Raw genomic sequence first — 26,092 nt, forward strand, 5'->3', positions numbered from 1 at the left:
AAAAGATTATAACATGTATCGAATCAATAAACTTTACCAAATGATATTGCGTTTTCTATCTACCATTTGGTCGAAAGTATTCCGCACGAAGCGTTTAATGCCTTCGCCCGACATACTGGCTGTCCATCCTATCATCCACGTATCATGCTTAAAATCATCTTATACGGTTACGCACAATCCACATTCTCTGGTCGTAAAATAAAAAACCTTGTGAAAGATATTATCCGTATGATGTGGCTCGTCCAAGGACATTAACCAAGCTGCCGTACCATCAATCGTTTCCGTGTCCACCCCAATATGAAAGAACTCTTTCTTCAGTGCTTCGTTCAGTTCCGTTGCGAGTTAGTCGAAGAGAAGCTGATCGATCAAGAGGTGATTTTTATCTATGGTACAAAAATCAAAGCGAATGCCAATAAGTTAACGATTGTCTGAAAAAAAACCGTGGAAAGGCATCATTCGAATCTCGTAGAATTGGAAAGAATCTGTACGAGCATATCCTACATCTAGAAAACGAATGGAAATAAAGTGCTGTTTTCCACACAATTATTACATTAATTTAGTTAACAAAACGTAATCCGATTACTGGGTTACATTTTTTCGTTGAAAAAATTTTCGATAAGTTTACAGAACGTCAATCAAGTTTGTTACCGAAGAATCACAAAAATGTGTCTTATTTAAATCCCTTTAAAGTAGACAAATTTCATTTTGCCCTATTTAAAGGTAAGTTATTAAAATACTTTAATGGCAACCGATATTAACAATAAGAGATGTTAACAAAGGGGGCAAGATCCGTATGGTGAATCGAATTGCTGAATCTGCTGTAAACTACAATACAATTTCAAAAACAACGAGTGTTGAAAACTCTGTTGAAGCCATTCTTCCTGTTACTAGTCCTGCGGAAAGTGGAAAGTCAACAACTGCAAATGACATACAAGAACATTTACCCGCTGAAAAAGCAAAGAAAATGACGGATAGCATGAACAAGTTTTTAGAAACGACTAATACAGAATTGCGTTTCAAATATCACGAACAGTTAAACACATATTATGTGACATTAATAGATTCTAAAACAGATGAGGTAGTTCGAGAAATACCATCTAAGAAAATGCTGGATATGTACGCAGCTATGCAGGATTTTATGGGTCTTTTTGTAGATAAGAAAATATAAAGGGTTGGTGATTTCATGCGTATTACCGGATTAGCGAGCGGTATGGATACAGATACGATGATTAAGGAATTAATGAATGCACAACGGATTCCTTTAGATAAAATAACGCAGAAAAAGCAATATACCGAGTGGCAATTAGAAGACTATCGCTCTATTAATAGAAAACTAAATGACTATAGCAATAACCTTTTTGATACAGTGATGAAGCAATCCACATTTTTAGCTAAAACTGTTAACGTGTCATCTCCTGAGGCAGTTAGTATTAAAAGTGTAAGTGCGACTTCTGAATTTTCGGGAACAATTTCTGTATCTCGTTTAGCATCACAAGCATCTATGCAAAGTAATGCTAGTATCGGGAAAAATCTAGATACAAAATTGACTCTAAGTGAATTAGGTTATGCAGGAACAACTAACTCCATAACTATTAATGCAATTGATAAGGATGGTAATTTAAAAGCAGAAAATGCGAAAACGATTACTTTTGATCCATCAACAGATACTTTAGATTCTGTATTAAAAAAGATTAATAGTGAGTCTGGGGTTTCTGCTTTTTATGATTCATTTTCGGGGAATATTGCAATGACTGCTAAAAACTCTGGAAACGTTGTAGGTGACGTGGAGATACAAGTAAACGGTGATTTAGCAACATTTTTTAAACTTGAAGTAAACAATGTTACCGCTGAACAAAAAGGGAATGGTAAATCTGGAGTGAATGCTAAGTTTATTTTTAATGGTTTGGAAACTGAACGAACGAGTAATTCATTCCAAATTAATGGTTTTGAAATTAATCTTAAACAAGTTACTACCGATCCAAACGATCCAGCAAAAACTAATCCTGTATCTTTTAGTTCTGCTCCTGATACGGATAAAGTCGTCGATGCAGTTAAAAAGTTTGTCGATGACTATAACAAGTTGATCGAAGAGTTAAACAAAAAAGTTCGCGAAACAAAATATCGTGATTTCCAGCCTCTTTCTACTGAACAAAAAGCAGATATGAAAGAAAAAGAAATTGAACTTTGGGAGGAAAAGGCGAAAAGTGGTACTCTTAAAAACGAGCCTATCCTAACTAGTATGCTACAAAGTATGCGCTCCGCTCTAAATAGTGCAGTAGAAGGTACATCAGGGACTATACGTTTAAGTGACATTGGAATTAATACTTCTAAGGACTATACTGCTAATGGAAAGTTAGAAATTGACGAAACTAAACTAAGGGAAGCTATTAATGCCGATCCAAATAAAGTATATGAAGTGTTTGCTAAATCAGGAACTACAGATAAGGATACAGGTTTGGTTTCAAAGATGCGTACAACAATTAATGAGAGTCGGACTAAATTAACGGAAAAAGCTGGGATAACTGGAGCAGCTAATTCAACATTTTCAATTGGACGTCTTTTAAAGGGCTATGACGATCAAATTACGCGTTTTGAGACTCGTTTAAAAACGGTCGAAACGCGCTATTACAAACAATTCTCCGCAATGGAATCAGCAATCTTACGAGCAAATAACCAATCATCCTACTTAATGAACGCATTCGGTGGGCAATAATAATTAAGTTAAAAAGTGTTAAAAAATGAGGAGTGTAAACATGGCTGTAAATAATCCATATAAAGCTTACCAACAAAATAGTGTAACCCAATCGACACCGGGTGAATTGACGCTAATGTTGTATAATGGTTGCTTGAAGTTTTTGAACCAAGCGAAAAAAGGAATCGAAACAAAAGACATTGAACTAAAAAATACGAATATCCAAAAAGCACAAAATATTTTACGTGAATTGATGATCACGTTAGATATGTCGGTTGCTGTTTCTGCATCGATGGCTTCTTTATATGAATATATGATTAATCGATTAGTAGAGGCTAATATTCAAAATGATACTGCTAAGGTAGATGAAGTGATTGGGTATACGACTGAGTTCCGTGATACGTGGAAACAAGTCATCCAAATCAATCGCCAAAAGCAATACGGTCAAACAGGTGAGGTATGATTCGAGAAAGTTTAACAGAATGGAAAAAGGTTACAGAGCTTTTAACTAGGATATTAGACGTTCGAGAAGAAGAGAAGCGAGAGTCGGTAATTGAACAAGTTGATAAACTTATAATGAAACGCGAAGAATTGCAGCCTGCTATTCAAGCTCCGTTCACTGATGAGGAACAAGCGTTTGGTGAGAAGTTGCTTCCTTTAGAAAAAATACTTCAAGCGAAGCTTAAAGTTTATCTGAAAGATATCCGTTTAGATATATCTGAGCAGCAGAAGAAAAAAGTGTCTGTAAATGCGTATATGGATCCTTATAATCAAGTATATCGCGATGGCACTTTTTACGATAAGAAAAAATAATTTATCTACATTAATTAATAATTAAAGCTCCAAGAAGATAACTTTTCTTGGAGCTTTTAAAAAGGCTATTTCCCAGGAAATATCTTTTTAAAATTAGTAGTGAGAAAATAGTAAATTAATGCTATGATAAAATTACTAGTCTAATAGAAGGAGAGTTTATATGTTTAAAAAGGTGCTTTTAGTAACAGTTCTTTTATTTTCATTTACATCTATAGCCTCTGCAAGCACTACTGTTTTGTATGAAGTGAAAAAAGGGGATACTTTAACGAAAATTGCAAAAGCAAATAAAGTTTCCGTGAAAGACTTGCAAACATGGAATAAGCTCATAAAAGAGAATATTTATGTGAAGCAAAAATTAGTAGTTAAAAAGCCGGTAGCAGCAAAGACAACGCCAAAAGTGACGCAACCGGTTGTAGCAACGAAACCTGTTACGCAAGTAAAAACCGAAAAAATTGTACAACCAGTGCAAGTGAAGGCAGAAACACTGATTACTTCTCCTACACCTGTAGAAGGGGAAGCAAAAGCTCTTTCAACGAGTGGACAAGCTGTTTACAGTACGCTTGTAGATTTTGCTAAATTATTGGAAGGCACTCCGTATTTGTATGCAGGTAATACGATTGCTGGGTTTGATTGCAGTGGATTTATTCATTTTGTACATATACAAGCTGGATTGAATATGACACGTCAGAGCAGCGAGAGCTATTTCACACAAAGTGCGACGGTTTCTACTCCGGTTATTGGAGATTTAGTGTTTTTTGAGAATACATATAAACCAGGAATCTCTCATATGGGCATTTACATCGGTGATGATCAATTTATACACGCGGGCTCAAAGGGTGTGGAGATCACAAGTTTACATTCTACCTATTGGAAAGAACATTTCGTATCGTTTAAGCGATTTCATGCTGTAAGTGTGGAAAAATAATAGAGTGAGAGGGAATCTTATGAAAATGACGATTGCGAAAAAAATGTGGCTAGGATTTTCTGCAATTCTACTATTATTAATCGTTTCTTCCGTTGTTGCATTTGTGGCACTTTCGAATAATAGTGCAAAGTATCAATTCTTATTGGACAATCAAGTGGTAAAGCTTGACTTATTAAAGCAAATTGAGATTACCCAAAAAGACGCTGGACGTAGTTTATTAGATTACTTATTGCTCAATACAGATACTTCCCGTCAAAGTGTAGGTACTAATCTGGAATTGGCAAGTAGTTTAAATGAAGAGCTGCATAGTAAATTATCTACTCCGGAAACGTTGGAGTTAATGGAAAAACTAAATAGAAAAAATGTAGTTTATCAAGATAAAGTGGAAGAAGTCATTGCTGCTAAGCAAAATAAAGAGACAACAGTTAATAAACTAACTTCTGAAGTAAAAACAATGAATTTAGATATGCTGAAAATTTTACAAGAAATAGAGCAATTTTTAAAAACTGATATGGAACAAACAAGAGAAGACGTGAATCGTACCGATGCTAATGCAAAACTACTTATTTTATTAATCGGGGTAGTAAGTATTATTCTAGGACTAGCAGTATCGTATTTTATTAGTAAAAGTATTTCGAAGCCAGTTAAAAAGGTTACGGCTGGATTATCGGAAATTGCCATTGGAAACTTAGCGGTTGAGCCAATCCTAATTAAAAATAAAGATGAGGTTGGAGAAATGGCGAAGGCGTTTAATACAATGTCAGCAGATCTCAGACAAGTTGTTTCTAGTGTGCGAGATTCTTCTATGCAACTTGCAGCTAATGCGGAAGAACTTTCGGCAAGTTCAGAGGAAAGCCTTGCTTCATCTCAACTGGTGGCTAAATCGGCGGAAGAGCAAATGGCTACTAGTGAACAACAGGTTCGTCATATGGATTCTTCTGTGAATTCGATGGATGAACTTTCACAAGGTATCGTGCAAATTTCTGTTGATAACGAAGAAATGTTACATGCTGCGGACGATGTAACGAAACTTGTAAAAAAAGGTTCAGAAGTAGTGTCGGATGTTGCAGGTCAAATGAACATGATTCATACAACGTTTAAAGATACGACAGTTATTATGCAAAACATGGCAAAGCATTCGAACGAAATTCAAGCTGTTACTTCGCTTATCACAGATATTTCGGAGCAAACAAATTTGCTTGCGTTAAATGCAGCTATCGAAGCTGCACGAGCTGGTGAGTATGGGAAAGGCTTCGCTGTTGTAGCGGAAGAAGTGCGGAAGCTTGCAGAGCAATCGAAAAACTCAGCTTCTGAAATTGAAAAAATGATAGAAATGATTCAAACAGCTTCTGGGGACGCTGTGAAAGCTATTACTGTCGGTGGGGATAAAGTAGAAGACGGTCTTTCCAAAACGACTGAATCGCTTCAAGTCTTTACAGAAATAGAATCAGCAGTAGGTGTTGTTGGGTCCAAAATTGAATCTGTTTCTGCCTCAATCGAACAAATTCAAGCGATGGCCGAATCGGTTTCAGAAGGTGCTCTGGAAGTGCAGCGTTTAGCTACTCAAGTTGCAGACGGGGCTAACGATACGAGTGCAGCTACAGAAGAACAGCTTGCTACAAACGAAGAAATTTCATCTAATGCACAAGTGCTGGCGGATCTTGCTGAAAAGCTGCAAAACAACGTCAGACATTTTAAACTTTCTTAAGAACCTATTAATGGCTTTAAATCGTTTCATGCGATTTAAAGCTATTTTTATGGAGTTTGAATATGACAAAGTGCCTTTTCCTCTGTATAATAAAGTGGTTACTATAGAATTATAATAATTAAAAAAAGGTAGGAAAAAGGGGCTATGTTATGAAATATACAATTACAAGGAAAATGTGGATTGGATTTTTATCTGTATTGATTTTATTGATACTTTCTAGTGGTTTATCGATCTTTGCTACAGTTGATATTACAAATAAATACAAATCTATCATTGAAGATGATATCGAAAAAGTGAATCTTATTACGGAGATCGAGTTTATTCAAAAAGATATATCAACGGCAGTATTAGAATATGTTATGTTTGGAAAAGAAAGTTCAATTGAAAATTTAGAAGCCCAAATGGAACATGGATCGGTTGCTGCAAAAGCGCTCATCGAACAATTATCTGATCCTGCCTCTTTAAAGTTAACAGAAGATCTTCAAACGGAAAATGCCAAACTATTTGAAGCGAACAATAAGATAATAGAATTAAAGCGTAGGAATGGGAACTTTGCTCAATACTCTGCGGCTTCTTATGAACTTAACGCAGAAATTTTAGCTATTCTAGCAGAATTAAAGAATGTAGAGCAACAAAATGTAGACAACGCAAAAGCAGATTTAGACAATTATGTACAACTAGCAAATACGATAACTATTGCCCTTGCTATACTGAGTGTCATTATTGGTGCACTTGTTTCTTATTTCATTAGTAAAAGCATTTCTAAACCAATTCAAAAAATGACTGCTGGACTTACGGAAATTGCGGCTGGTAACTTAGCAGTAAAAACGATCAAAATTAAAAACAAAGATGAAGTGGGCGAAATGGCCACTGCTTTTAATAAGATGACCTCGGATCTTCGAGCAATTGTTTCGAATGTACGCGACTCTTCCATGCAACTTGCCGCTAACGCAGAGGAACTATCTGCAAGTTCAGAAGAAAGTTTAGCTTCCACCCAAATGGTCGCAAAATCAGCAGAAGGACAAATGCTTGCCAGTGAAGAGCAAATGAGTCATATGGACTCTTCAGTGAAATCGATTGTAGAATTACAAGAGGGTATTGGTCAAATTGCGAAAAACAACGAAGAAATGCTGCAATCAACCGATGGTGTACAAAACCTTATAACAAAAGGCTCTTCCGTTGTAACGGACGTAGCAGGTCAAATGGAAAGAATACATACGACGTTTAATGAAACGACAGAAATTATGAAAAGTATGGCGAAACATTCCGATGAAATCCAATCTATCACATCCCTTATTACAGATATTTCGGAGCAAACGAATTTGCTTGCCTTAAATGCGGCAATTGAAGCAGCGCGTGCTGGAGAATATGGAAAAGGGTTTGCAGTAGTAGCAGAAGAAGTACGTAAACTTGCGGAGCAATCAAAAAACTCTGCATCCGAAATTGGATCGATGGTTCAATTAATCCAATCAGCATCCGGTGAAGCCGTAAAAGCTATTACGACAGGCGGCTCAAAAGTAGAAGAAGGTCTATCAAAAACAACAGAGTCCATCCAAGTATTCAAAGAAATTGAAAGCGGGGTGGGAGCTGTAGTGTTTAAAGTAGAATCTGTTTCCGCAGCAATTGAGCAAATTCACGCGATGACTGAGTCCGTTACAGAAAGTGTGCAACAGGTTCAACAATTAGCATCCATAGCTGCAGACGGTGCAAACGACACAAGTGCGGCTACCGAAGAACAGCTTGCAGCTAATGAAGAAATTACAGCTAATGCCCAAACATTAGCTGATCTAGCAGAAACACTTCAAGCTGAAGTAAGCCATTTTAAAATTTGATTAGATAGTTTAGTAGCGACTCCAGGGACTTGGGGTCGCTTTTTATATGGGAGAAGAGGATCTTGCGATTTGGAGGGGGTATCTTGTGATTCTGAGGTACTACCTTGCGATTTGGGGCAGATATTTTGCGATTCTAAGCCATGTTCTTGCGATTCGGCGAGTCTATCTTGCGATTCGTGATAATATAAGCTAGCAAGTGCCCTATGTTGCCAGAAACAGACTTTCACTTGCAAGTAATCAAACCGTATCTCTCAATCCACCCCCACACAAAATCTTCCTCAACTAGACACAACCTTCTCCGACACAATACCGTATAATATACTTAGGTGATTATTCTATGTATAAATTTATAGTATTTACACATGTGTTAAGCGCAATTTTATCTATTGGTCCGTTCTTTGTACTTTTTCCGTTATTAAATAGGATGAAACTCCAAAATAGAGATGTGCTAGATTCACATTTAGAGGTGTTCCAAGCTGCTATACGGATTGTAAAGCATGCTGGGCATGTGCTTGTTGTATCTGGGATTTTGCTTATGTGGCAAGGAAATTGGCCGTGGTCGACGTCATGGGTCATTATGACGATAGTTGTAATGGTAAGTTCGATTGTTTTTCTAGCGCGAGCGTTTAAGCCAAATATTCGATTGTTTCGGGATGAGAAGATTGATTTGAATACGCTTGTTTTAAAATTACGTCGCTCTGTGTGGCTCTATATTTTATTGTTACTTATAATGCTTTGGTTCATGGTAGCCAAGCCGAATCTATGGTAAATATTTGCCTTCCCGGGTCTACGGGAAGGTTTTTTCTTTGCGTATTAATACAGTTGGTTGCCCTCCGTTCAAAAATGGTTGCTTTTAATGCAGAACTAGTTGCTTTCGAAATTTGTTTAGTTGCTTTCATCTATAAATTGGTTTCCCTTAGCTTAATTTTGTTATTTAATAGAAAATAATTCCACCCCCGCATGACTCCAAATTGTACTCCAATATTTCATTAAAACCCAGTCAGATTCTACCTTTGAGAACCATTCTCACCGCATTTGTATAGAGGTTTTTTATTTTGAACAAAAAATTCACAATTATTTTTCAAGCTTGTAAAGTGCGATATATCGCAAATGTAAACGATTACATAGAATATGAATATTCCAAACTAACAGATTATTTTAAAAAAGGGTGTTGACGGGGCATTTTAAAGGCGATATGATAACTACAATATATTAAATATTGTGAGAAAATTCACAAACTAAAGAAGACTATAAATAGTCCAAAGCTGCAAAGCTAAACGCTATATAAGCGGTAAGTATAGGAGCGATTTAATTGAGAAGTGACATGATTAAAAAAGGTGTAGACCGTGCCCCACACAGAAGTTTACTTTATGCAACTGGGGTCAAAACAAAAGATTTAGATAAGCCTTTTATTGGCGTTTGTAACTCCTATATTGATATTATTCCAGGCCATATGCATTTGAATAAATTTGCAGAGGTCGTTAAAGAAGCAATACGTGAAGCTGGTGGAATTCCATTTGAGTTTAACACGATTGGTGTAGATGATGGGATTGCAATGGGACACATCGGGATGAGATATTCACTTCCGAGTCGTGAACTGATTGCAGATTCAGCGGAAACTGTTATTAATGCCCACTGGTTCGACGGAGTGTTTTACATTCCAAACTGTGACAAGATCACTCCAGGAATGTTAATGGCAGCAGTAAGAACCAATGTCCCATCTGTTTTTGTATCAGGTGGTCCGATGGAAGCTGGTACTTCAGCTGACGGAAAACAACTTTCACTTACTTCCGTTTTTGAAGGTGTTGGTTCTTATAAATCAGGTGGAATGACAGCAGAACAACTACTAGACATCGAACAAAATGCATGTCCAACATGTGGTTCATGTTCAGGGATGTTCACAGCGAACTCGATGAACTCTTTAATGGAAATGCTAGGGTTGACACCACCGGGTAATGGAACGATTGTTGCTACATCCGACGAACGTCATCGCCTTATTAAAGAAGCAGCACAACATCTTGTAAGAATGGTAAAAGAAGATATTAAACCGCGTGATTTAGTTACGAAAGAAACAATAGACGATGCATTCGCACTAGACATGGCGATGGGTGGTTCTACAAATACAGTACTACATACATTAGCTATCGCTCATGAAGCAGAAATCGAATACGACGTGAAAGAGATCAATGAAGTAGCGAAGCGTGTTCCTTATTTATCGAAAATTATGCCAGCTTCTGATTACTCGATGCACGATGTTCATCTTGCAGGAGGAGTTAGTGCCATTATAAAAGAACTTTGCGAAATTCCAGGAGCGGTTCATCCGGATCGTATGACGATTACAGGTAAATCACTCTATGAAAATGTAAAAGATTCTGAGATTACTAATGATCAAGTCATACGTCGAAAAGAAAATCCATATAGTCCTGTAGGTGGCTTATCCGTCTTATTCGGAAATATTGCACCAGAAGGCGGAGTTATTAAAGTCGGCGCAGTGGATCCTTCTATAAAAGAGTTTACTGGAAAAGCAATTGTCTTTGATTCACAGGAAGCTTCTCAAGAAGCAATTGATAACGGTACGGTTAAAGAAGGCCATGTAGTAGTTATTCGCTACGAAGGCCCAAGAGGCGGACCAGGAATGCCAGAAATGCTCGCTCCAACTTCAGCGATTCAAGGTCGCGGATTAGGAACGAAAGTGGCACTCATTACAGACGGTAGATTTTCAGGTGCATCAAGAGGAATCTCCATTGGACATATTTCTCCAGAAGCAGCTGATGGTGGACCAATCGCGTTAGTCGAAGATGACGATATTATCGTAATTGATTTGACTAATAGAACAATAGAGTTGCAGGTTAGTGAAGAAGAATTAGCAAGCAGAAGAGCTAAACTTCAACCATTCGAACCGAAGATTAAAAAAGGTTATTTAGCAAGATATTCGAAGCTCGTAACATCTGCTAGTACAGGCGGAGTTATGAAAATCTAAGAAGATAATAATAGAAATCTATGATGAGGCAAAAGTTAAGGGAACCTTGTATTTACAGAGAGCCGGTAGCGCTGGGAGCCGGCAATACAACCTTTAGCGACATCCCCTCGGAGTGAAGTGTTGAATGGGAAACCTATTAGATACTTCCGGGTGTAGTAGAACTGACTACTCTCGTTAAAAATGGACGGTCGGCTGTTTTGGTCGGTTGTCTGCGAGGTAGCGGTTGCGCTGCGAACTAGGGTGGTACCATGAAAAGAATTTCATCCCTATACAAAAGAACGATAGTTTTTTTGTGTGGGGTGAAATTCTTTTCTTTTTTATAAATGTGACACTGGACGATTTGATCAAAAGGAGGAAATTATGATGAAGATGACTGTTGAAGAAACAGAACAAATGTATGAAGAGCCCGAAGCCTCGGCAGCTCCGAAGCAATTGGATGGTGCAGATGTTTTAATTGAAACGTTAAAAAAGCACCAAGTTGAAGTAGTTTTTGGTTATCCAGGTGGAGCCGTATTACCGATTTATGATGCGCTACACAAAAACCCGATCAGACATATTTTAGCGCGTCATGAGCAAGGAGCAATCCATGCAGCGGAAGGATATGCACGAGTTTCTGGAAAAGTAGGAGTAGTCATTGCAACAAGTGGCCCGGGAGCAACAAATGTTGTCACAGGGATTGCGGATGCAATGATGGATTCGATTCCACTCGTTGTTTTTACAGGGCAAGTTGCAACAACGGTTATTGGAACAGATGCTTTCCAAGAGGCAGACATCATCAGTATTACACAACCAATTACAAAACATAATTACCAAGTAAAAGATGTAGCGGATTTACCAAGAATAGTAAACGAAGCTTTTCATATTGCTTCCACAGGTCGTCCAGGACCAGTCGTCGTAGATATTCCGAAAAACATGGCAACAGGGATTTTTAGCCCAACTGATGAAACAACAGGGGAAGTAAATCTTCCAGGATATCAACCGACGACAACACCGAACTTTTTACAAATTCAAAAAGCGGCAAATGCTATTTCAACGGCAAAACAACCGCTAATCTTAGCTGGTGCGGGGGTATTATTCGCCAAAGCATCCGATCAATTGGTAAAGCTAGCTGAGAAATATCAAATTCCTGTAACGAACACTTTACTCGGTTTAGGAACGATTGAAGGAAATCATCCACTATTTATCGGGATGGCGGGAATGCACGGCACATACACAGCAAATATGGCGATTCAAACCTGTGATTTACTTATTAACGTTGGAGCAAGATTTGATGATCGTTTAACCGGAAACTTAGCTCACTTTGCACCTAATGCAAAAGTGATTCATATCGATATAGATCCTGCAGAAATCGGAAAAAATGTACCAACCGAAATTCCGATTGTCGCAGATGCAAAAGAAGCATTACTAGCGCTTCTAGAACAAAATGCTCCCAATGGCAATACGGCAGCATGGTTAGAAAGCTTACAAATCAATCAAGAAGAATATCCATTATTTTATGAAGCAAACGAAGAAAAAGGTCTGCTTCCACAGCAAGTCGTAGAGCTCATTCACGAATATACAAACGGAGATGCAGTTGTTACAACTGACGTAGGACAGCACCAAATGTGGGCAGCACAATACTATAAATTTAATCAGCCGCATAATTGGGTAACGTCTGGTGGGCTAGGCACTATGGGCTTTGGTTTCCCAGCAGCAATTGGGGCACAGCTTGCAAAGCCAGAAGCAAAAGTGGTTTCCATCGTTGGAGATGCAGGATTCCAAATGACGCTGCAGGAATTGTCGCTACTTCAAGAGATGCGTATTCCCGTAAAAATAGTTATTTTGAACAACCAAGCACTTGGAATGGTTCGCCAGTGGCAAGAAACATTCCATGGTGAGCGTTACTCGCATTCCTTAATCCCTGTTCAACCAGACTTTGTGAAACTAGCAGCAGCTTACGATTTAAAAGGATACAAAATCGAATCGTATGAAGATGCCAAGGTTCAATTAAAAGAAGCGCTAGAATCAGATGAACCAGTATTAATCGATTGCCGAGTAGTTCAAAAAGAAAAAGTATACCCAATGGTTGTACCAGGTACGGCACTACACGAAATGATTGGAGTGAAGCCAGAATGAAACGCATCATTACAGTAACCGTGATTAACCAAAGCGGCGTTTTAAACCGCGTAACTGGCCTTCTCATGAAACGTCAGTTCAATATCGAAAGCATCACAGTAGGCCATACAGAACAGCCGCAAATCTCCAAAATGACGTTTGTCGTAAATGTAGAAGACGAACAAAAACTGGAGCAACTTTTAAAACAACTACAAAAACAAGTAGATGTACTGAAAGTAAACGATATTACAGAAAAATCGATTGTCGTAAGGGAACTCGCACTTGTGAAAGTAGTCGCACCACCAACCGTAAGAGCAGAGATTAATAGTATTGTAGAACCTTTCCGAGCTGCAACAATCGACACTGGCAAAAACGTAGTGACATACCAAGTGACAGGTAATCCGGAAAAAATTGATGCATTTATCGATTTGCTCAAACCATACGGCATTAAAGATTTAACAAGAACAGGTGTTACGGCATTTGTAAGGGAAACTCAAAAAGTCCATACGCCGCAATTATCTATTTTGTAAGCAACACTAAAATCCAGTAACAAAGTTAAACACTCTAATATAAATAAAAAAACAATCCTGAGGAGGAAATAACAATGGCTAAAATGTATTATAACGGAGATATCAACGAAGGACTTTTACAGGACAAAACAATCGCAATCATCGGGTACGGATCACAAGGTCACGCACACGCACAGAACTTAAAGGATTCAGGCTTTAACGTAGTAGTTGGTATTCGTGCAGGGAAATCTTTCGATCAAGCAAAAGAAGATGGATTAGAAGTATATTCTGTTAAAGAAGCGGCTGAAAAAGCAGACGTTATCATGATTTTATTACCAGATGAAAGACAAAAAGCGGTATACGAAGCAGAAATCGCACCAGCATTAACTGCAGGTAAATCATTAGTATTCGCTCACGGATTTAACGTACACTTCGATCAAATCGTACCTCCAGCTGATGTGGACGTATTCCTAGTTGCACCAAAAGGACCAGGTCACTTAGTACGTAGAACGTTTGAAGCAGGAGCAGGGGTACCAGGATTATTCGCTGTATATCAAGATGCTACTGGTAACGCAAAAGAAACAGCTTTAGCTTATGCAAAAGGAATTGGAGCAGCTCGTGCTGGAGTTCTTGAAACAACATTTAAAGAAGAAACAGAAACAGATCTATTCGGAGAACAAGCGGTACTTTGCGGTAGTACAACGGCAATTGTAAAAGCTGGTTTTGAAACACTTGTAGAAGCAGGATACCAACCAGAGCTTGCATACTTTGAAACATTACACGAACTAAAACTGATCGTTGACTTAATGTACGAAGGTGGAATGGCTACAATGCGTTCTTCTATCTCGGATACAGCTGAGTGGGGAGATTTCGTATCAGGACCACGTATCATTGATGCTTCTGTAAAAGATCGTATGAAAGATGTATTAACAGATATCCAAAGCGGTAAGTTTGCAAAAGAATGGATCGAAGAAAACGAAACAGATCGTCCAAAATATAACGCGATCAAAAAAGCTGAATCCGAACACCAAATTGAAGTTGTAGGTGCAAAACTTCGTGAAATGATGCCATTCATCAATGAAGGGAAAAAACAAGTGAAGAAAGAAGTGGTGACGAGTGCGCAAAATTGACATTTTTGATACAACGCTTCGTGATGGGGAACAATCCGCAGGGATCAATCTTAACACGCAAGAAAAATTAGAAATCGCTCGTCAGCTTGAAAAGTACGGAGTTTCCATTATTGAAGCAGGTTTTCCTGCTTCATCCCCTGGGGACTTTGAAGCGGTTAAACTAATTGCCGATACGGTGAAAAACTCAGTTGTGACGGGTCTTGCTCGAACGATTAAAGGTGATATTGAAGCAGCTTGGGGAGCATTGAAAGGTGGAGTGCAACCACATCTTCACACATTTATCGCAACATCCCCAATTCATATGCAAACAAAGTTGAATAAAACACCGGAACAAGTAATTGAACTTGCAGTGGAATCCGTGAAACTGGCAAGAAAATATTTTCCACTTGTACAATGGTCTGCAGAAGATGCGACTCGCTCGGATAAAGAGTTTCTTGTCCGCATTATTAACGAAGTGATTAAAGCAGGAGCTACAACGATTAATATTCCAGATACAGTAGGGTATGCAACACCTATTGAATATGGCGCTTTATTTAAATACTTATCTGAAAATGTTACTGGCATTGAAAAAGTGAAGCTTTCCGCTCACTGCCACGATGATTTAGGTTTAGCAACAGCAAATACACTTGCAGCGATTGAAAATGGTGCAACACAAGTAGAAGGTACGATCAACGGAATTGGTGAACGAGCTGGAAACGTAGCGCTAGAAGAAATTGCAGTTGCACTACATATTCGCAAAGACTACTACCAAACAGAATCCGGCATCGTATTAAAAGAAACAAAGCGTACAAGTCAGCTTGTAAGTAAGCTAACAGGTGTAGCGATTCAACCAAACAAAGCGATAGTAGGGAAAAATGCTTTCGCACATGAATCTGGTATTCACCAAGACGGCATGCTGAAAAACCCAGAAACGTATGAAATTATTACACCAGAATTAATCGGAGATGCAACTACCGAGCTTGTACTTGGAAAACATTCAGGTCGTCATGCATTTTCTAGTCGCGCAGTAGAAATGGGCTTCCATTTAAGTGATGAAAAACTAAATGCAGCATTTGCCGCATTCAAGAAATTAGCAGACCGTAAGAAAGAAATTACGGAAGATGATTTATTTGTTTTATTGACCGATCAACAAGTGAAAACTTCGGAGGTCGAAGTGTATGAGCTAGAAAGCGTGCAAGTACAGTACGGAACATCTAATATTCCTACAGCTACAGTTCAAGCGAAAACACCGTCTGGTCAAGTGGAGGTTGTATCGTCTACAGGCGCTGGTTCAGTAGAAGCAATTTTCAATACGCTAGAAAAGCTTGTGAATGGAAAAGTTCATATTATCGATTATCGAGTGTCCTCTGTATCTAAAGGGCGAGATGCACTTGGCGAAGCAGTCATTAACTTAACTTTTAACGACGTCGTTTCAGTTGGACGCAATGCTTCACAAGACGTATTAGAAGCTTCCGCAAAAGCGTATTTGAATGCCATCAATAGACAATTAATAAAAGCACATTATCAGGAAAGAGTGCCAGTAGTTCAATAATAAACGGGAGTGAATGAGATGGAGAAAACGATAACAGTATTACCAGGTGATGGAATTGGTCCAGAAGTAACAGGAGCAACTGTTCAAGTGCTTCAAGCAATTGAAAAACGATATAATCATACGTTTAACTTTCAATACGCTCTGATTGGTGGAGCTGCAATTGATGCTTGTGAAAATCCACTTCCTGAAGAAACAATTAACTTATGTAGCGAAAGTGATGCCATTCTCTTAGGTGCAGTTGGTGGGCCGAAATGGGATCAAAATCCATCTCATTTACGCCCGGAAAAAGGATTACTAGCAATTCGCAAACATTTCGGATTGTACGCAAATATTCGTCCAGTAAAAGCGATTCCTGCATTACTCGAAGCTTCACCCCTTAAAAAGGAAATTGCAGAATCAGTAGATTTAGTCATCGTTCGTGAATTAACTGGCGGCTTATATTTCGCAGAACCACGTAAGAAAACAAAAGATTACGCAATAGATTCTCTCGTTTATACACGCGAAGAAATCGAGCGTATTGTCGATACAGCATTCCAACTTGCTCGTAGTCGTAGAGGTAAACTTGCTTCAGTTGACAAAGCAAATGTACTGGATTCTAGTAAGCTATGGCGTGAAATTGTAGAAGAGAAAAAACAAGGATATCCAGATGTAGAAGTGGAACATATGCTTGTTGACTCGACTGCAATGAAATTGATCACAAAACCGGATGCATTTGATGTAATTGTAACGGAAAATATGTTTGGAGATATTTTAAGTGACGAGGCATCTGTTATTACGGGCTCTTTAGGGATGCTAGCATCTGCAAGTACAAGAGGAGATGGCTTTGGATTATACGAGCCAGCTCATGGTTCTGCTCCTGATATTGCAGGGCAAAACAAAGCAAACCCAGCAGCAACTATTCTTTCTGCAGCAATGATGCTTCGCGAAGCATTCCAAATGGAAACAGAAGCAGCAGCAATTGAAGAAGCAGTATTTAATGTACTGAATGACGGCAATTTCACAAGCGATTTACAAGTAGAAGGCAAACGCGTTCTGTCAACAACAGAATGGACAGCAAAAGTATTAGAAGAATTAGACTCAGAATTTGTATCCGATAGCATTATGTTTACGTATGTCTAACCAAAAGGAGAGGGACCAAATGGCAAAAACGATAATTGAGAAAATATGGGATGAACATGTAGTATATGAGGAAGAAGGTAAACCAGACCTTCTCTATATCGATTTACACTTACTCCATGAAGTGACATCTCCGCAAGCTTTTGAAGGGTTACGACTAAACAATCGCAAAGTTCGTCGTCCGGATCTTTGCTATGCTACGATGGATCATAACGTACCGACCCGTAATAGAGAACAGATTAAAGATGAAATTGCACGCAAGCAAATAAATACACTGCAGGAAAACTGTGAAGAATTTGGGATTCCACTAGCAAATATGGACCATCCAGATCAAGGAATTGTCCATATTATCGGACCAGAATTAGGTTTAACACAGCCAGGTAAAACAATCGTTTGTGGAGATAGCCACACATCTACACATGGTGCATTCGGTGCAATCGCTTTTGGTATCGGTACAAGTGAGGTAGAGCATGTACTTTCAACGCAAACACTTTGGCAAGCAAGACCGAAAACGATGGAAATCAAAGTAACTGGAGAACTTGGTTTTGGAGTAGCAGCAAAAGATATCATTCTAGCGATTATTGCAAAGTTTGGTATCGATATGGGAACTGGTTATATCGTCGAATACACTGGTGAAGCTATTCGTAAGCTATCGATGGAGGAACGTATGACAATTTGTAATATGTCCATTGAAGCGGGAGCGCGTGCTGGTTTGATCAGCCCGGATGCAACTACAGTTGAATTCCTAAGAGGACGCGAACATGTGCCGACTGGGGAAGCTTTTGAAAAAGAAGCAGCTCGCTGGTTAGCATTAGCATCTGACGAGGGAGCAGTTTACGATAAAACAATCGAAATTTCTGCAGACGAAATCGAACCTTTTGTTACTTGGGGTACAAATCCATCCATGGGTTCAGGCGTTTCAAACAATATCCCACTTACAACTGATTTCACAGAAGCAAGCGACCGATCAGCACATGAAAAAGCACTTGCTTATATGGGGCTTCAAGAAGGAATGCCATTAACCGATATTGCAATTTCAAATGTATTTATCGGTTCATGCACGAATGCTCGTCTAAGCGATTTGCGTACAGCAGCAAGCGTAATCGAAGGGCGCAAAGTACATCCAACAGTAAAAGCAATTGTGGTTCCAGGATCACAAACGGTGAAAAAACAAGCAGAACAAGAAGGCATCGATAAAATCTTCCTTGATGCAGGATTTGAATGGCGCGAATCTGGTTGCAGTATGTGTCTAGCGATGAATGACGACGTTGTACCAGCTGGCGAACATTGTGCTTCTACATCCAACCGTAACTTCGAAGGTCGCCAAGGTGCTGGATCTAAAACACATTTGATGAGCCCAGCAATGGCAGCGGCAGCAGCCATCGAAGGACATATTGTAGACATTCGCAAATTTCAACTAGTAAACGCGTAAGGAGGAAAAACGATGGAGCCTATTAATGAAGTAAAAAGTGTCATTACCCCTTTATATCAAAAAAACGTCGATACCGATCAAATTATTTCCAAGGAATTTCTAAAAAGAATTGAGCGCACCGGTTTTGGCAAGTACTTATTTTACCACTGGCGCTTTGATGCAGAAGGAAATCCAAATAGCAACTTTGTATTAAATGATGAGCGTTATAAGGATTCTACTATATTAGTAGCGCATGAGAACTTCGGATGTGGATCTTCCCGAGAGCACGCTCCGTGGGCAATTCTGGACTATGGATTCCGCGTAGTGATTGCACCAAGTTTCGCAGATATTTTTTATAATAACTGCATGAAAAATGGAATTCTTCCTATTAAATTGTCTGTCGACGAAGTAGAAGCGATTTTAAGTAAGGAAGAATATAACGTAGAAGTGAATCTAGAAGCACAAACGGTTACAGGAGAGGACGGTGTCGTTTATTCATTTGACATCGATCCATATCAAAAGAAAATGCTTATAAATGGATGGGATGAAATTTCATTGACCTTCCAATATGAAGATCATATTAAAGCTTTTGAATTAAGAAAAGCGTAAGGCGACCGCTTGTCAGCGATAGAGTTCTTCTGCGACGAGCTTCGCGCAGGAGCAAGCAAGTGACGATTTTCACTGAGGCAGTTCCTCAGCCACCGAAGAAAATTGACATTTGACCTCGAGCTGACGTCGGCTGAAGTCTAGACAATGAAAAAATTAGCAAATTAGGAGATGGTTTTGTTGGGAATTCATACGACACTGTAGGTTTATTGGAAGCATCTGTAAAAGTATCGGAGTTCGTTCATCGGACGCCGTGTAAAATGTCGACTACATTTAATGAATGCATAGGAAAAAATGTTTTCTTGAAATTAGAGAACTTGCAAAAAACGGGTTCATTTAAAATAAGAGGTGCAATGAATAAAGTATCTCAGCTGACGGAAGCAGAATGCGAGAAAGGATTAATCGCCGCTTCCGCAGGGAATCACGCTCAAGGAGTTGCGTATGCTGGAAAAGCACGCAATGTGCCAGTCACGATCTTCATGCCAATCGGAACGCCCGAAACGAAAGTGAATGCAACAAAAGGCTACGGCGCAACAGTAAAGCTAGTCGGACAAAATTTCGACGAAGCCTATGTTGCTGCAAGAGAAGAACAGCTTCGAACCGGGGCGACATTCATCCATCCATTCGACGATTTAGCCGTTATTGAAGGCCAAGCAACAGTAGCGATGGAAATGCTGCAACAACGTCCAGAAATTGATACGATTGTTGTTCCAGCCGGTGGAGGAGGACTTCTTGCTGGTACATTACTTGCAGTGAAATCGACTCGTCCTGATATACGAGTTATCGGCATCCAATCGGCCAATTCCTCTGCCATGGTCACTGCATATAAAGGCAAAAATGGAGGACTCATCCCGTTCCAAGGCAAAACGATTGCAGAAGGGATTAACGTGAAAGTACCAGGAAAGCTGACAACCCAAATTATTCATTCCCTCGTAGATGACATGATCACTGTATCCGAAGGAGAAATTGCATCCGCAATCCTTTTCATGCTCGAACGAGAAAAATTACTTATTGAAGGTGCAGCCGCCGCAGCAGTATCGGCAGTGTTGAACCACCACATGCCATCCGCATCACGAAACGTAGGAATCATCGTAAGCGGAGGAAACTTCGACATTAGTAAACTCGCTGAATGTCAGCAAATGTCGTTCCAAGTACCATTAGCAAAATAAACTACAACAAAACCACTAGTCTTTAAGGGGCTAGTGGTTTTTGTGTGAGTTGAGCATGCAATGAATAGTCATCTTGCGATTAGGAGGGGGTATCTTGCGATTTAGCGACCCTATCTTGCGATTAGGAGGGGGTATCTTGCGATTCGGCCATCCTATCTTGCGTTTCGAAGAGTGTATCTTGCGATTCAACCATTCCATCTTGTGATTTACAGAGCTAACCTTGCGATTTCCACAACCTCTACCTCCATTAACTAATTTCATTTCAAAATAAAAGCATACTAACTTGACTTTCATTAGTAACTAAAATATAATTACTTACGAAAAGTAACTTAAAAAGAGGGGAATATTAAATGAAATATCATAATAAACCATACACATTCGTAGAATTAGTTGAATTAAAAGTAATGAACTTAGAAGAATCACTTACGTTTTATCAAGAAGTAGTAGGATTCAAAGTACTAGAAAAACAAGACAACAAAGCACTTTTAACAGCAGATGGGAAAACAGCGTTACTTTCCCTTGAACAACGAACAGACTTCGAACCAAAAACTCAAAAAACGACTGGTCTATATCATTTCGCTTTATTACTTCCTACTCGTGCAGACTTAGGTGCGGTTTTAAAACATTTTATCGAGATCAATATCCGTGTTGGAGCGGGAGATCACTTAGTAAGTGAGGCGCTTTATTTAAATGACCCAGATGGTAACGGCATCGAAATTTATAGCGACCGTCCAGATACTGATTGGAAATGGAATGGGGAACATGTTGCAATGGATACCCTTCAAATCGATGCACAAAGTATTTTAGCAGAAGGTGCAAGTACCAAATGGGAAGGTCTACCAGCAGGCACTGTAATGGGGCATATCCATTTACATGTTGCAGATTTACAAACTGCTGAAAAATTTTATAATGCATTAGGACTTGAAGTTGTTACTCCATATCCAGGTGCATTATTCATGGCAACAGGGAAATATCATCACCATATCGGTATGAACACATGGGCTGGGGTAGGAGCACCGGCTGCAGCGGAAAATATTGTTGGACTTGAAGCTTTTACTCTAGTTTATCCAAGCAATGAAGTATTAAATACTGCAATCGAAAACTTGAAATCAATTGATGCACCTGTAACAGAGGAAAACGGAATATATATCGCAAAAGACCCATCACAAAATAAAATCAAATTAATCGTTAAATAAATGGTAAAAAAGAGTGTCTCGAAATCTTGAGACACTCTTTTTCATTTGAGTAATAACAAGATAAACACTCCCACCCAAGCGCTTCAATCTTCTCCCTCTATCACACCTAAATATTTGACCAAGCCTATACATATTGACTTCACTTTTCTCAAATTCATTCTGCTTTCAGTATCCACCCCTTTTACTCTATTTTTGTCTATCGACAAATTTTTCTTTTGGACAGCTACTTAGTCGATTTTTGTCTGGCAAGCTGTTTGAATTCGACAAAACAAGACCGTTTTGTTGAAGGAAAGGAAATATTGGCGATTCGTTCGAAACTTTGTTTTTTTATGTAAAAAGTGCTGAACGAACTGAGGGGATATAGCACAATAAATTTTCTTTAATACACTTTTGCAATCCTTGTCCAAACCTACTAGAAAGTAGAATGCCTGTAATCTGGACAAGAATAGTGATACCGGTCGATTTTAGCGATTCCTGTGTCGAAAATCGGTCCTATATTTTACTATTTTTATTTTCTCAGTGATTGGCTAAATCTCACCATTGTAAAGCTTGTGTTAAGTTTATAGAAACGCTCTCTATTTTACGATGAAATATGCTATATTTCCTTTTGGGAGGTCTCAATACCTATGAAAAAATGGTCTAGTATACCACTTCGAACGAAGTATTTAATTGCAATTTTTAGTTCTTTTATCTTATTTGGTGTGATGACGGTATTATTAATTATTCAAGTGATTCACAATCAAAACCTGTCCGATAAATTAGAGATATCCTCAGAAAATGTCGAGAATGCAGATATTATGCGTGCAGAGGTAGCTAGTTTATACATAGCAATTTCGCTTTTTGCCGGTGATCCGTTAGAGGAATTCGACAAAGATTATGAAGCGAAGAAAACAAATCTGGCACAGCTAGTACCGACTGTGAGTTCGCGGATGGCGCATATAGATTGGAATAGTTTCGAGCAAACATTAAACGAGATTCAAACAACTTATGAAAATAATTTAAAAAGCTCCGTTGTCAACAAAGAAAATGTCGCAAAACGCCGTCAGCTGCAATCGATAAATGAAAAGTATAATGTGTTGATAGAAATGCTTGATGCTACAAGAGAGCAAGAATCGAATAATCGACAATTGATCATAGACGAAATGAATGCAAGCCAGCAAAATACCATCGTCATAGTCGTTGCTTCTTTCTTAATAGCTGGTTTATTCTCGATTATTTTATTGTTACTGACGAATCGTCAAATAAGAAATCAACTGACGAATGTGGCCTCATCGGCAAAAGAGATTTCTAAAGGAAATCTACTTGCAAAGCCAATACATATTTCGACAAAAGACGAAATTGGCGAAGTATCAATCGCGATGAATGAAATGAAAAACAATTTAACTGAAATGGTTCAAATGATAAAACTAACAGCAGAGAAGCTAAGTATAGATAGTACGACATTAAAGGCATACTCTGCGGAAACCGTGGCAAGTTCTAATACAGTACAAATGGCTATAAATGAAGCTAGCGTAAGTATGCTAGAGCAAAAAGAAGCATCGATTGGAATTCGAGCATTTTTAGAGGAGTTTTCACGGACTTTTGAGAATGTATCAGAAAAAGCAGTTGCTTTAAATAATCATGCCTCTTTCGCGGTGGAAGTCGCAGATGCAAGTGCAGGTACGATGAAAAAAGCAGCAGCTGAAGCGGCACATTTGCGCTCTTTATTCAAAGCAGCAGATAAAGAGAGAAAATTGTTACAAGAGCGCACAGAAGAAATAGCCAGAATGACCTCTATCGTCCAATCTATTTCCAAACAAACAAACCTTCTTGCCTTAAATGCAGGAATCGAAGCCGCAAGATCTGGTATTCATGGAAAAGGATTTGCCGTAGTTGCGGAAGAGGTAAAAAAATTGGCGGATGAAGTGTCTGTTACTGCAAATACGATTAACAGCATTTCTACATCTATTTCACAACAGGGACATGAAATGGAGATCGTCTTTGCAGAAGGTCTCTCTACATCCAAAAATAATGCGACATCTTTCCAGTTATTGCACGAAAAATTCGATACAATCGTGTCGTTTATAAGAGAGTCCAAAAACCAAAATGTTCATATGACAGATTCTATTAAGACAATTGAGCAAGAAAAGAATATGTCAGAAAAACTCATTTTTGAGTTAACGGAATCTATCGAATCTAATACAACTCAAATGGAAGAAACGGTGCAATTACTAGTAGCAAATCTAGAAACTATTGAATCATTATCAGCATTAATCAGTGATATTAGCGAACAAGCAACTATACTAGAGGCATCTACCGCACGTTTCGTTATATAACCAAAGCCTAAAAAGTCTCATTTCGGGACTTTTTGGTCTTTTTTTCATTTAGTAGAGTCGTATTTTATAGATTTGTAATGTAATTGTTACACAAATGTAAAATAAAGAGGTTATAAAGCGTGATAAGATGGGTATAGAAAAATTTTCTGAAAACTCTAGCTGCCCGGAGGAACATAATGAATTACAAATCTATGTCGCAAAAAGTCATTGCAATATTCGTATTATCTATACTTTTAGTTACAGCACCATTCGCAGGAAATACTGAAGCAGCAAGTTCAGTAGACTCAAAAGAATTAGTAGCAACAGCTAAAAACTTAATAGGAACTAAATACCGCAGCGGTGGTACTACGAAAGCAGGATTTGATTGTTCAGGATTTGTAGGATATGTTTACGAAGGACTAGGAATCAGTCTACCTCGGAGTTCATCAGGTATGCATGCAACCGGTTCAAAAGTGGACAAGGCTGATTTAACATCAGGAGACTTGGTTTTCTTTAATACATCAGGTAAGGGTGTTTCACATGTTGGTATATACATAGGCGACGGTAAGTTTATCCATTCATCGACTTCAAAAGGCGTGAAAATTGATAAATTGAACGACCCAGCTTATTGGGGCAAACGCTATGTTGGAGCTAAACGAGTGACGGATGTAACAGTAGCCACAAACAAATAAACATATAAACAAACGTTCTATCGTATAATTTACGGTAGAGCGTTTTTTTCTTCTCCAGACGTATTATCTTCCACTAATCCATTCACAAAAATATTTGAAAAAAGTGATTCCGTTCGTCATAATGGAGTAAAAACGACCCATAGTAAGGGGGAGAAGAAATATGCAATACAAAAGGAAAGAATCCTTCCGCTATACCTTTACTGAACCGTGCAAAGCTACTTTTCGATTAATAAAAGATGCAAATGGACTAACTGAAAAGGAAATATCTAATAAAGGTATTTGCGAAATTATCGACATCAGTCCACATGGTTTGAAAATCTTTACAGAGTTCTCTATTGCAATTGACAAACAAATCCATGTAGAAATTAATGTTACATTAGATGAATCACCAATCGATTTAGTTGGCGAATTTGTCTGGTCTCATCGGAAGATAAATGGATATGAGTATGGTATTAACTTACCCGAGGATACTTATACGGAGCAATTAATTATTAATGAATTAAAAAATGTGCGCAGAAAATCGATGGACATGAGAAAGTAAAGAATATTACACCATTCGACAAAAAATAAATAAAATCTTAAAAGTAAGAAGGATATTTCGGGGTAGATGTTGAATCCTATATGTAGAGTTAAATTTAAAGGAGGAGTTTTCATGCTAAACTTTAACATTCGTGGGGAAAATATTGAGGTGACTCCTGCAATTCGAGATCATGTTGAGGGGAAAATTGAGAAAGTAGCCCGTTACTTCAACGAAGAAATCGAAGCAACAGCCAATGTCAATTTAAAGGTGTACAATGACAAGCAAACGAAAGTAGAAGTAACGATTCCTATGAAAAATTTAACATTACGAGCAGAAGAGCGCCATTCAGATATGTACGCTGCTGTAGATCTTATCGTAGACAAGCTGGAAAGACAAATACGTAAATATAAAACAAAAGTAAATCGTAAATTCCGTGAACGAGAAGGTGTCGCTACTTTCTTTTCAACCGTTGATGCACCTGACGCGCCAGTAGAGCAGTCAGATGAAGAAGCATACAACATCGTTCGCACAAAGCAGTTCGATTTAAAACCAATGGATCAAGAAGAAGCGGTATTACAAATGAATATGCTTGGCCATAATTTCTTCATCTTTACGGATGCAGAGTCAGATGGCACAAACATCGTTTACAAACGTAAAGACGGCAAATACGGTTTAATCGAAACAAACTAAATTTACCAGGCAACTCTCCTCGAATTTCGAGGAGAGTTTTTTAATGGAACTTTTCTAAAACGGACAGGACCATCTTAAGCGCAGCAAAGACAGTTATTAACACGACAAATCACTTGCCGTAAGTGACAATTTTATAGCACAATCAATAACTCTTAAACAGCTATATATGCCAATTGTAAATTCG

Annotated in this window: 22 protein-coding genes and 1 pseudogene; all 23 read left to right on the forward strand. The window is 38.5% G+C overall.

Annotated elements, in window-relative coordinates:
• Nucleotides 1–39: 39 nt before the first annotated feature.
• Nucleotides 40–429 (forward strand): annotated as a pseudogene (locus ACIP9W_RS04825) (transposase); the annotation flags it as partial.
• Between the two features lie 364 nt (nt 430–793).
• Nucleotides 794–1,168, forward strand: coding sequence for a flagellar protein FlaG (flaG, locus tag ACIP9W_RS04830; protein WP_400786621.1), 375 nt, complete (start codon nt 794–796; stop codon nt 1,166–1,168).
• 15 nt (nt 1,169–1,183) lie between these two features.
• A complete protein-coding gene (locus ACIP9W_RS04835; RefSeq protein WP_400786624.1) occupies nt 1,184–2,713 on the forward strand; it encodes a flagellar hook-associated protein 2 in 1,530 nt (509 codons plus the stop codon).
• A gap of 40 nt (nt 2,714–2,753) precedes the next feature.
• Nucleotides 2,754–3,155, forward strand: a complete 402-nt coding sequence (gene fliS / locus ACIP9W_RS04840) for a flagellar export chaperone FliS (protein WP_142537451.1) — start codon at nt 2,754–2,756, stop codon at nt 3,153–3,155.
• On the forward strand, nt 3,152–3,505 hold the full coding sequence (gene fliT / locus ACIP9W_RS04845; RefSeq protein ID WP_400786626.1) for a flagellar protein FliT: 354 nt from the start codon (nt 3,152–3,154) through the stop codon (nt 3,503–3,505). The genes fliS and fliT overlap by 4 nt, the downstream gene beginning before the upstream one ends.
• A 160-nt stretch (nt 3,506–3,665) precedes the next feature.
• Nucleotides 3,666–4,430 carry a C40 family peptidase gene (locus tag ACIP9W_RS04850; RefSeq protein ID WP_400786628.1) on the forward strand — a complete coding sequence of 255 codons (765 nt, stop codon included), beginning with the start codon at nt 3,666–3,668 and terminating at the stop codon, nt 4,428–4,430.
• A 19-nt stretch (nt 4,431–4,449) separates the two neighbouring features.
• Nucleotides 4,450–6,138 (forward strand): methyl-accepting chemotaxis protein, encoded by a 1,689-nt coding sequence (locus tag ACIP9W_RS04855; protein ID WP_400786630.1) that lies wholly within the window; start codon nt 4,450–4,452, stop codon nt 6,136–6,138.
• A gap of 149 nt (nt 6,139–6,287) precedes the next feature.
• Nucleotides 6,288–7,970: a methyl-accepting chemotaxis protein gene (locus ACIP9W_RS04860; protein WP_400786633.1), complete on the forward strand. Its 1,683-nt coding sequence runs from the start codon at nt 6,288–6,290 to the stop codon at nt 7,968–7,970.
• 337 nt (nt 7,971–8,307) lie between these two features.
• A complete protein-coding gene (locus ACIP9W_RS04865; protein ID WP_400786635.1) occupies nt 8,308–8,739 on the forward strand; it encodes a hypothetical protein in 432 nt (143 codons plus the stop codon).
• 543 nt (nt 8,740–9,282) lie between these two features.
• Nucleotides 9,283–10,950, forward strand: a complete 1,668-nt coding sequence (gene ilvD, locus ACIP9W_RS04870; protein ID WP_400786638.1) for a dihydroxy-acid dehydratase — start codon at nt 9,283–9,285, stop codon at nt 10,948–10,950.
• A gap of 393 nt (nt 10,951–11,343) precedes the next feature.
• Entirely contained in the window at nt 11,344–13,065 is a 1,722-nt protein-coding gene (ilvB, locus tag ACIP9W_RS04875) for an acetolactate synthase large subunit (protein ID WP_400786882.1), read from the forward strand.
• Nucleotides 13,062–13,574 (forward strand): acetolactate synthase small subunit, encoded by a 513-nt coding sequence (gene ilvN, locus ACIP9W_RS04880; protein ID WP_142537461.1) that lies wholly within the window; start codon nt 13,062–13,064, stop codon nt 13,572–13,574. The genes ilvB and ilvN overlap by 4 nt, the downstream gene beginning before the upstream one ends.
• Before the next feature lie 74 nt (nt 13,575–13,648).
• Entirely contained in the window at nt 13,649–14,683 is a 1,035-nt protein-coding gene (gene ilvC / locus ACIP9W_RS04885; RefSeq protein WP_400786640.1) for a ketol-acid reductoisomerase, read from the forward strand.
• The gene (locus tag ACIP9W_RS04890; RefSeq protein WP_400786642.1) at nt 14,670–16,214 is read left to right on the forward strand and encodes a 2-isopropylmalate synthase; all 1,545 of its coding nucleotides are present in this window, start codon (nt 14,670–14,672) and stop codon (nt 16,212–16,214) included. The genes ilvC and ACIP9W_RS04890 overlap by 14 nt, the downstream gene beginning before the upstream one ends.
• 18 nt (nt 16,215–16,232) lie before the next feature.
• Nucleotides 16,233–17,333, forward strand: a complete 1,101-nt coding sequence (gene leuB, locus ACIP9W_RS04895; RefSeq protein ID WP_400786644.1) for a 3-isopropylmalate dehydrogenase — start codon at nt 16,233–16,235, stop codon at nt 17,331–17,333.
• 19 nt (nt 17,334–17,352) lie between these two features.
• A complete protein-coding gene (gene leuC / locus ACIP9W_RS04900) occupies nt 17,353–18,762 on the forward strand; it encodes a 3-isopropylmalate dehydratase large subunit (RefSeq protein WP_400786647.1) in 1,410 nt (469 codons plus the stop codon).
• Between the two features lie 12 nt (nt 18,763–18,774).
• Nucleotides 18,775–19,350 (forward strand): 3-isopropylmalate dehydratase small subunit, encoded by a 576-nt coding sequence (gene leuD / locus ACIP9W_RS04905; protein ID WP_400786649.1) that lies wholly within the window; start codon nt 18,775–18,777, stop codon nt 19,348–19,350.
• 206 nt (nt 19,351–19,556) lie between these two features.
• Nucleotides 19,557–20,516 carry a threonine/serine dehydratase family protein gene (locus ACIP9W_RS04910; protein WP_400786651.1) on the forward strand — a complete coding sequence of 320 codons (960 nt, stop codon included), beginning with the start codon at nt 19,557–19,559 and terminating at the stop codon, nt 20,514–20,516.
• 350 nt (nt 20,517–20,866) lie between these two features.
• Nucleotides 20,867–21,712, forward strand: a complete 846-nt coding sequence (locus tag ACIP9W_RS04915; protein WP_400786653.1) for a VOC family protein — start codon at nt 20,867–20,869, stop codon at nt 21,710–21,712.
• Between the two features lie 626 nt (nt 21,713–22,338).
• Nucleotides 22,339–24,027 (forward strand): methyl-accepting chemotaxis protein, encoded by a 1,689-nt coding sequence (locus ACIP9W_RS04920; protein WP_400786655.1) that lies wholly within the window; start codon nt 22,339–22,341, stop codon nt 24,025–24,027.
• Nucleotides 24,028–24,203: 176 nt separating this feature from the next.
• Complete coding sequence (locus tag ACIP9W_RS04925; protein ID WP_282246083.1) at nt 24,204–24,698, forward strand: C40 family peptidase; 495 nt, start codon at nt 24,204–24,206, stop codon at nt 24,696–24,698.
• 160 nt (nt 24,699–24,858) lie between these two features.
• Entirely contained in the window at nt 24,859–25,239 is a 381-nt protein-coding gene (locus ACIP9W_RS04930; RefSeq protein ID WP_400786657.1) for a PilZ domain-containing protein, read from the forward strand.
• A 111-nt stretch (nt 25,240–25,350) separates the two neighbouring features.
• A complete protein-coding gene (gene hpf, locus ACIP9W_RS04935) occupies nt 25,351–25,908 on the forward strand; it encodes a ribosome hibernation-promoting factor, HPF/YfiA family (protein ID WP_282246079.1) in 558 nt (185 codons plus the stop codon).
• Nucleotides 25,909–26,092: the final 184 nt, after the last annotated feature.

This window comes from Psychrobacillus sp. NPDC093180 (assembly GCF_044754065.1).
Lineage (GTDB): Bacteria > Bacillota > Bacilli > Bacillales_A > Planococcaceae > Psychrobacillus.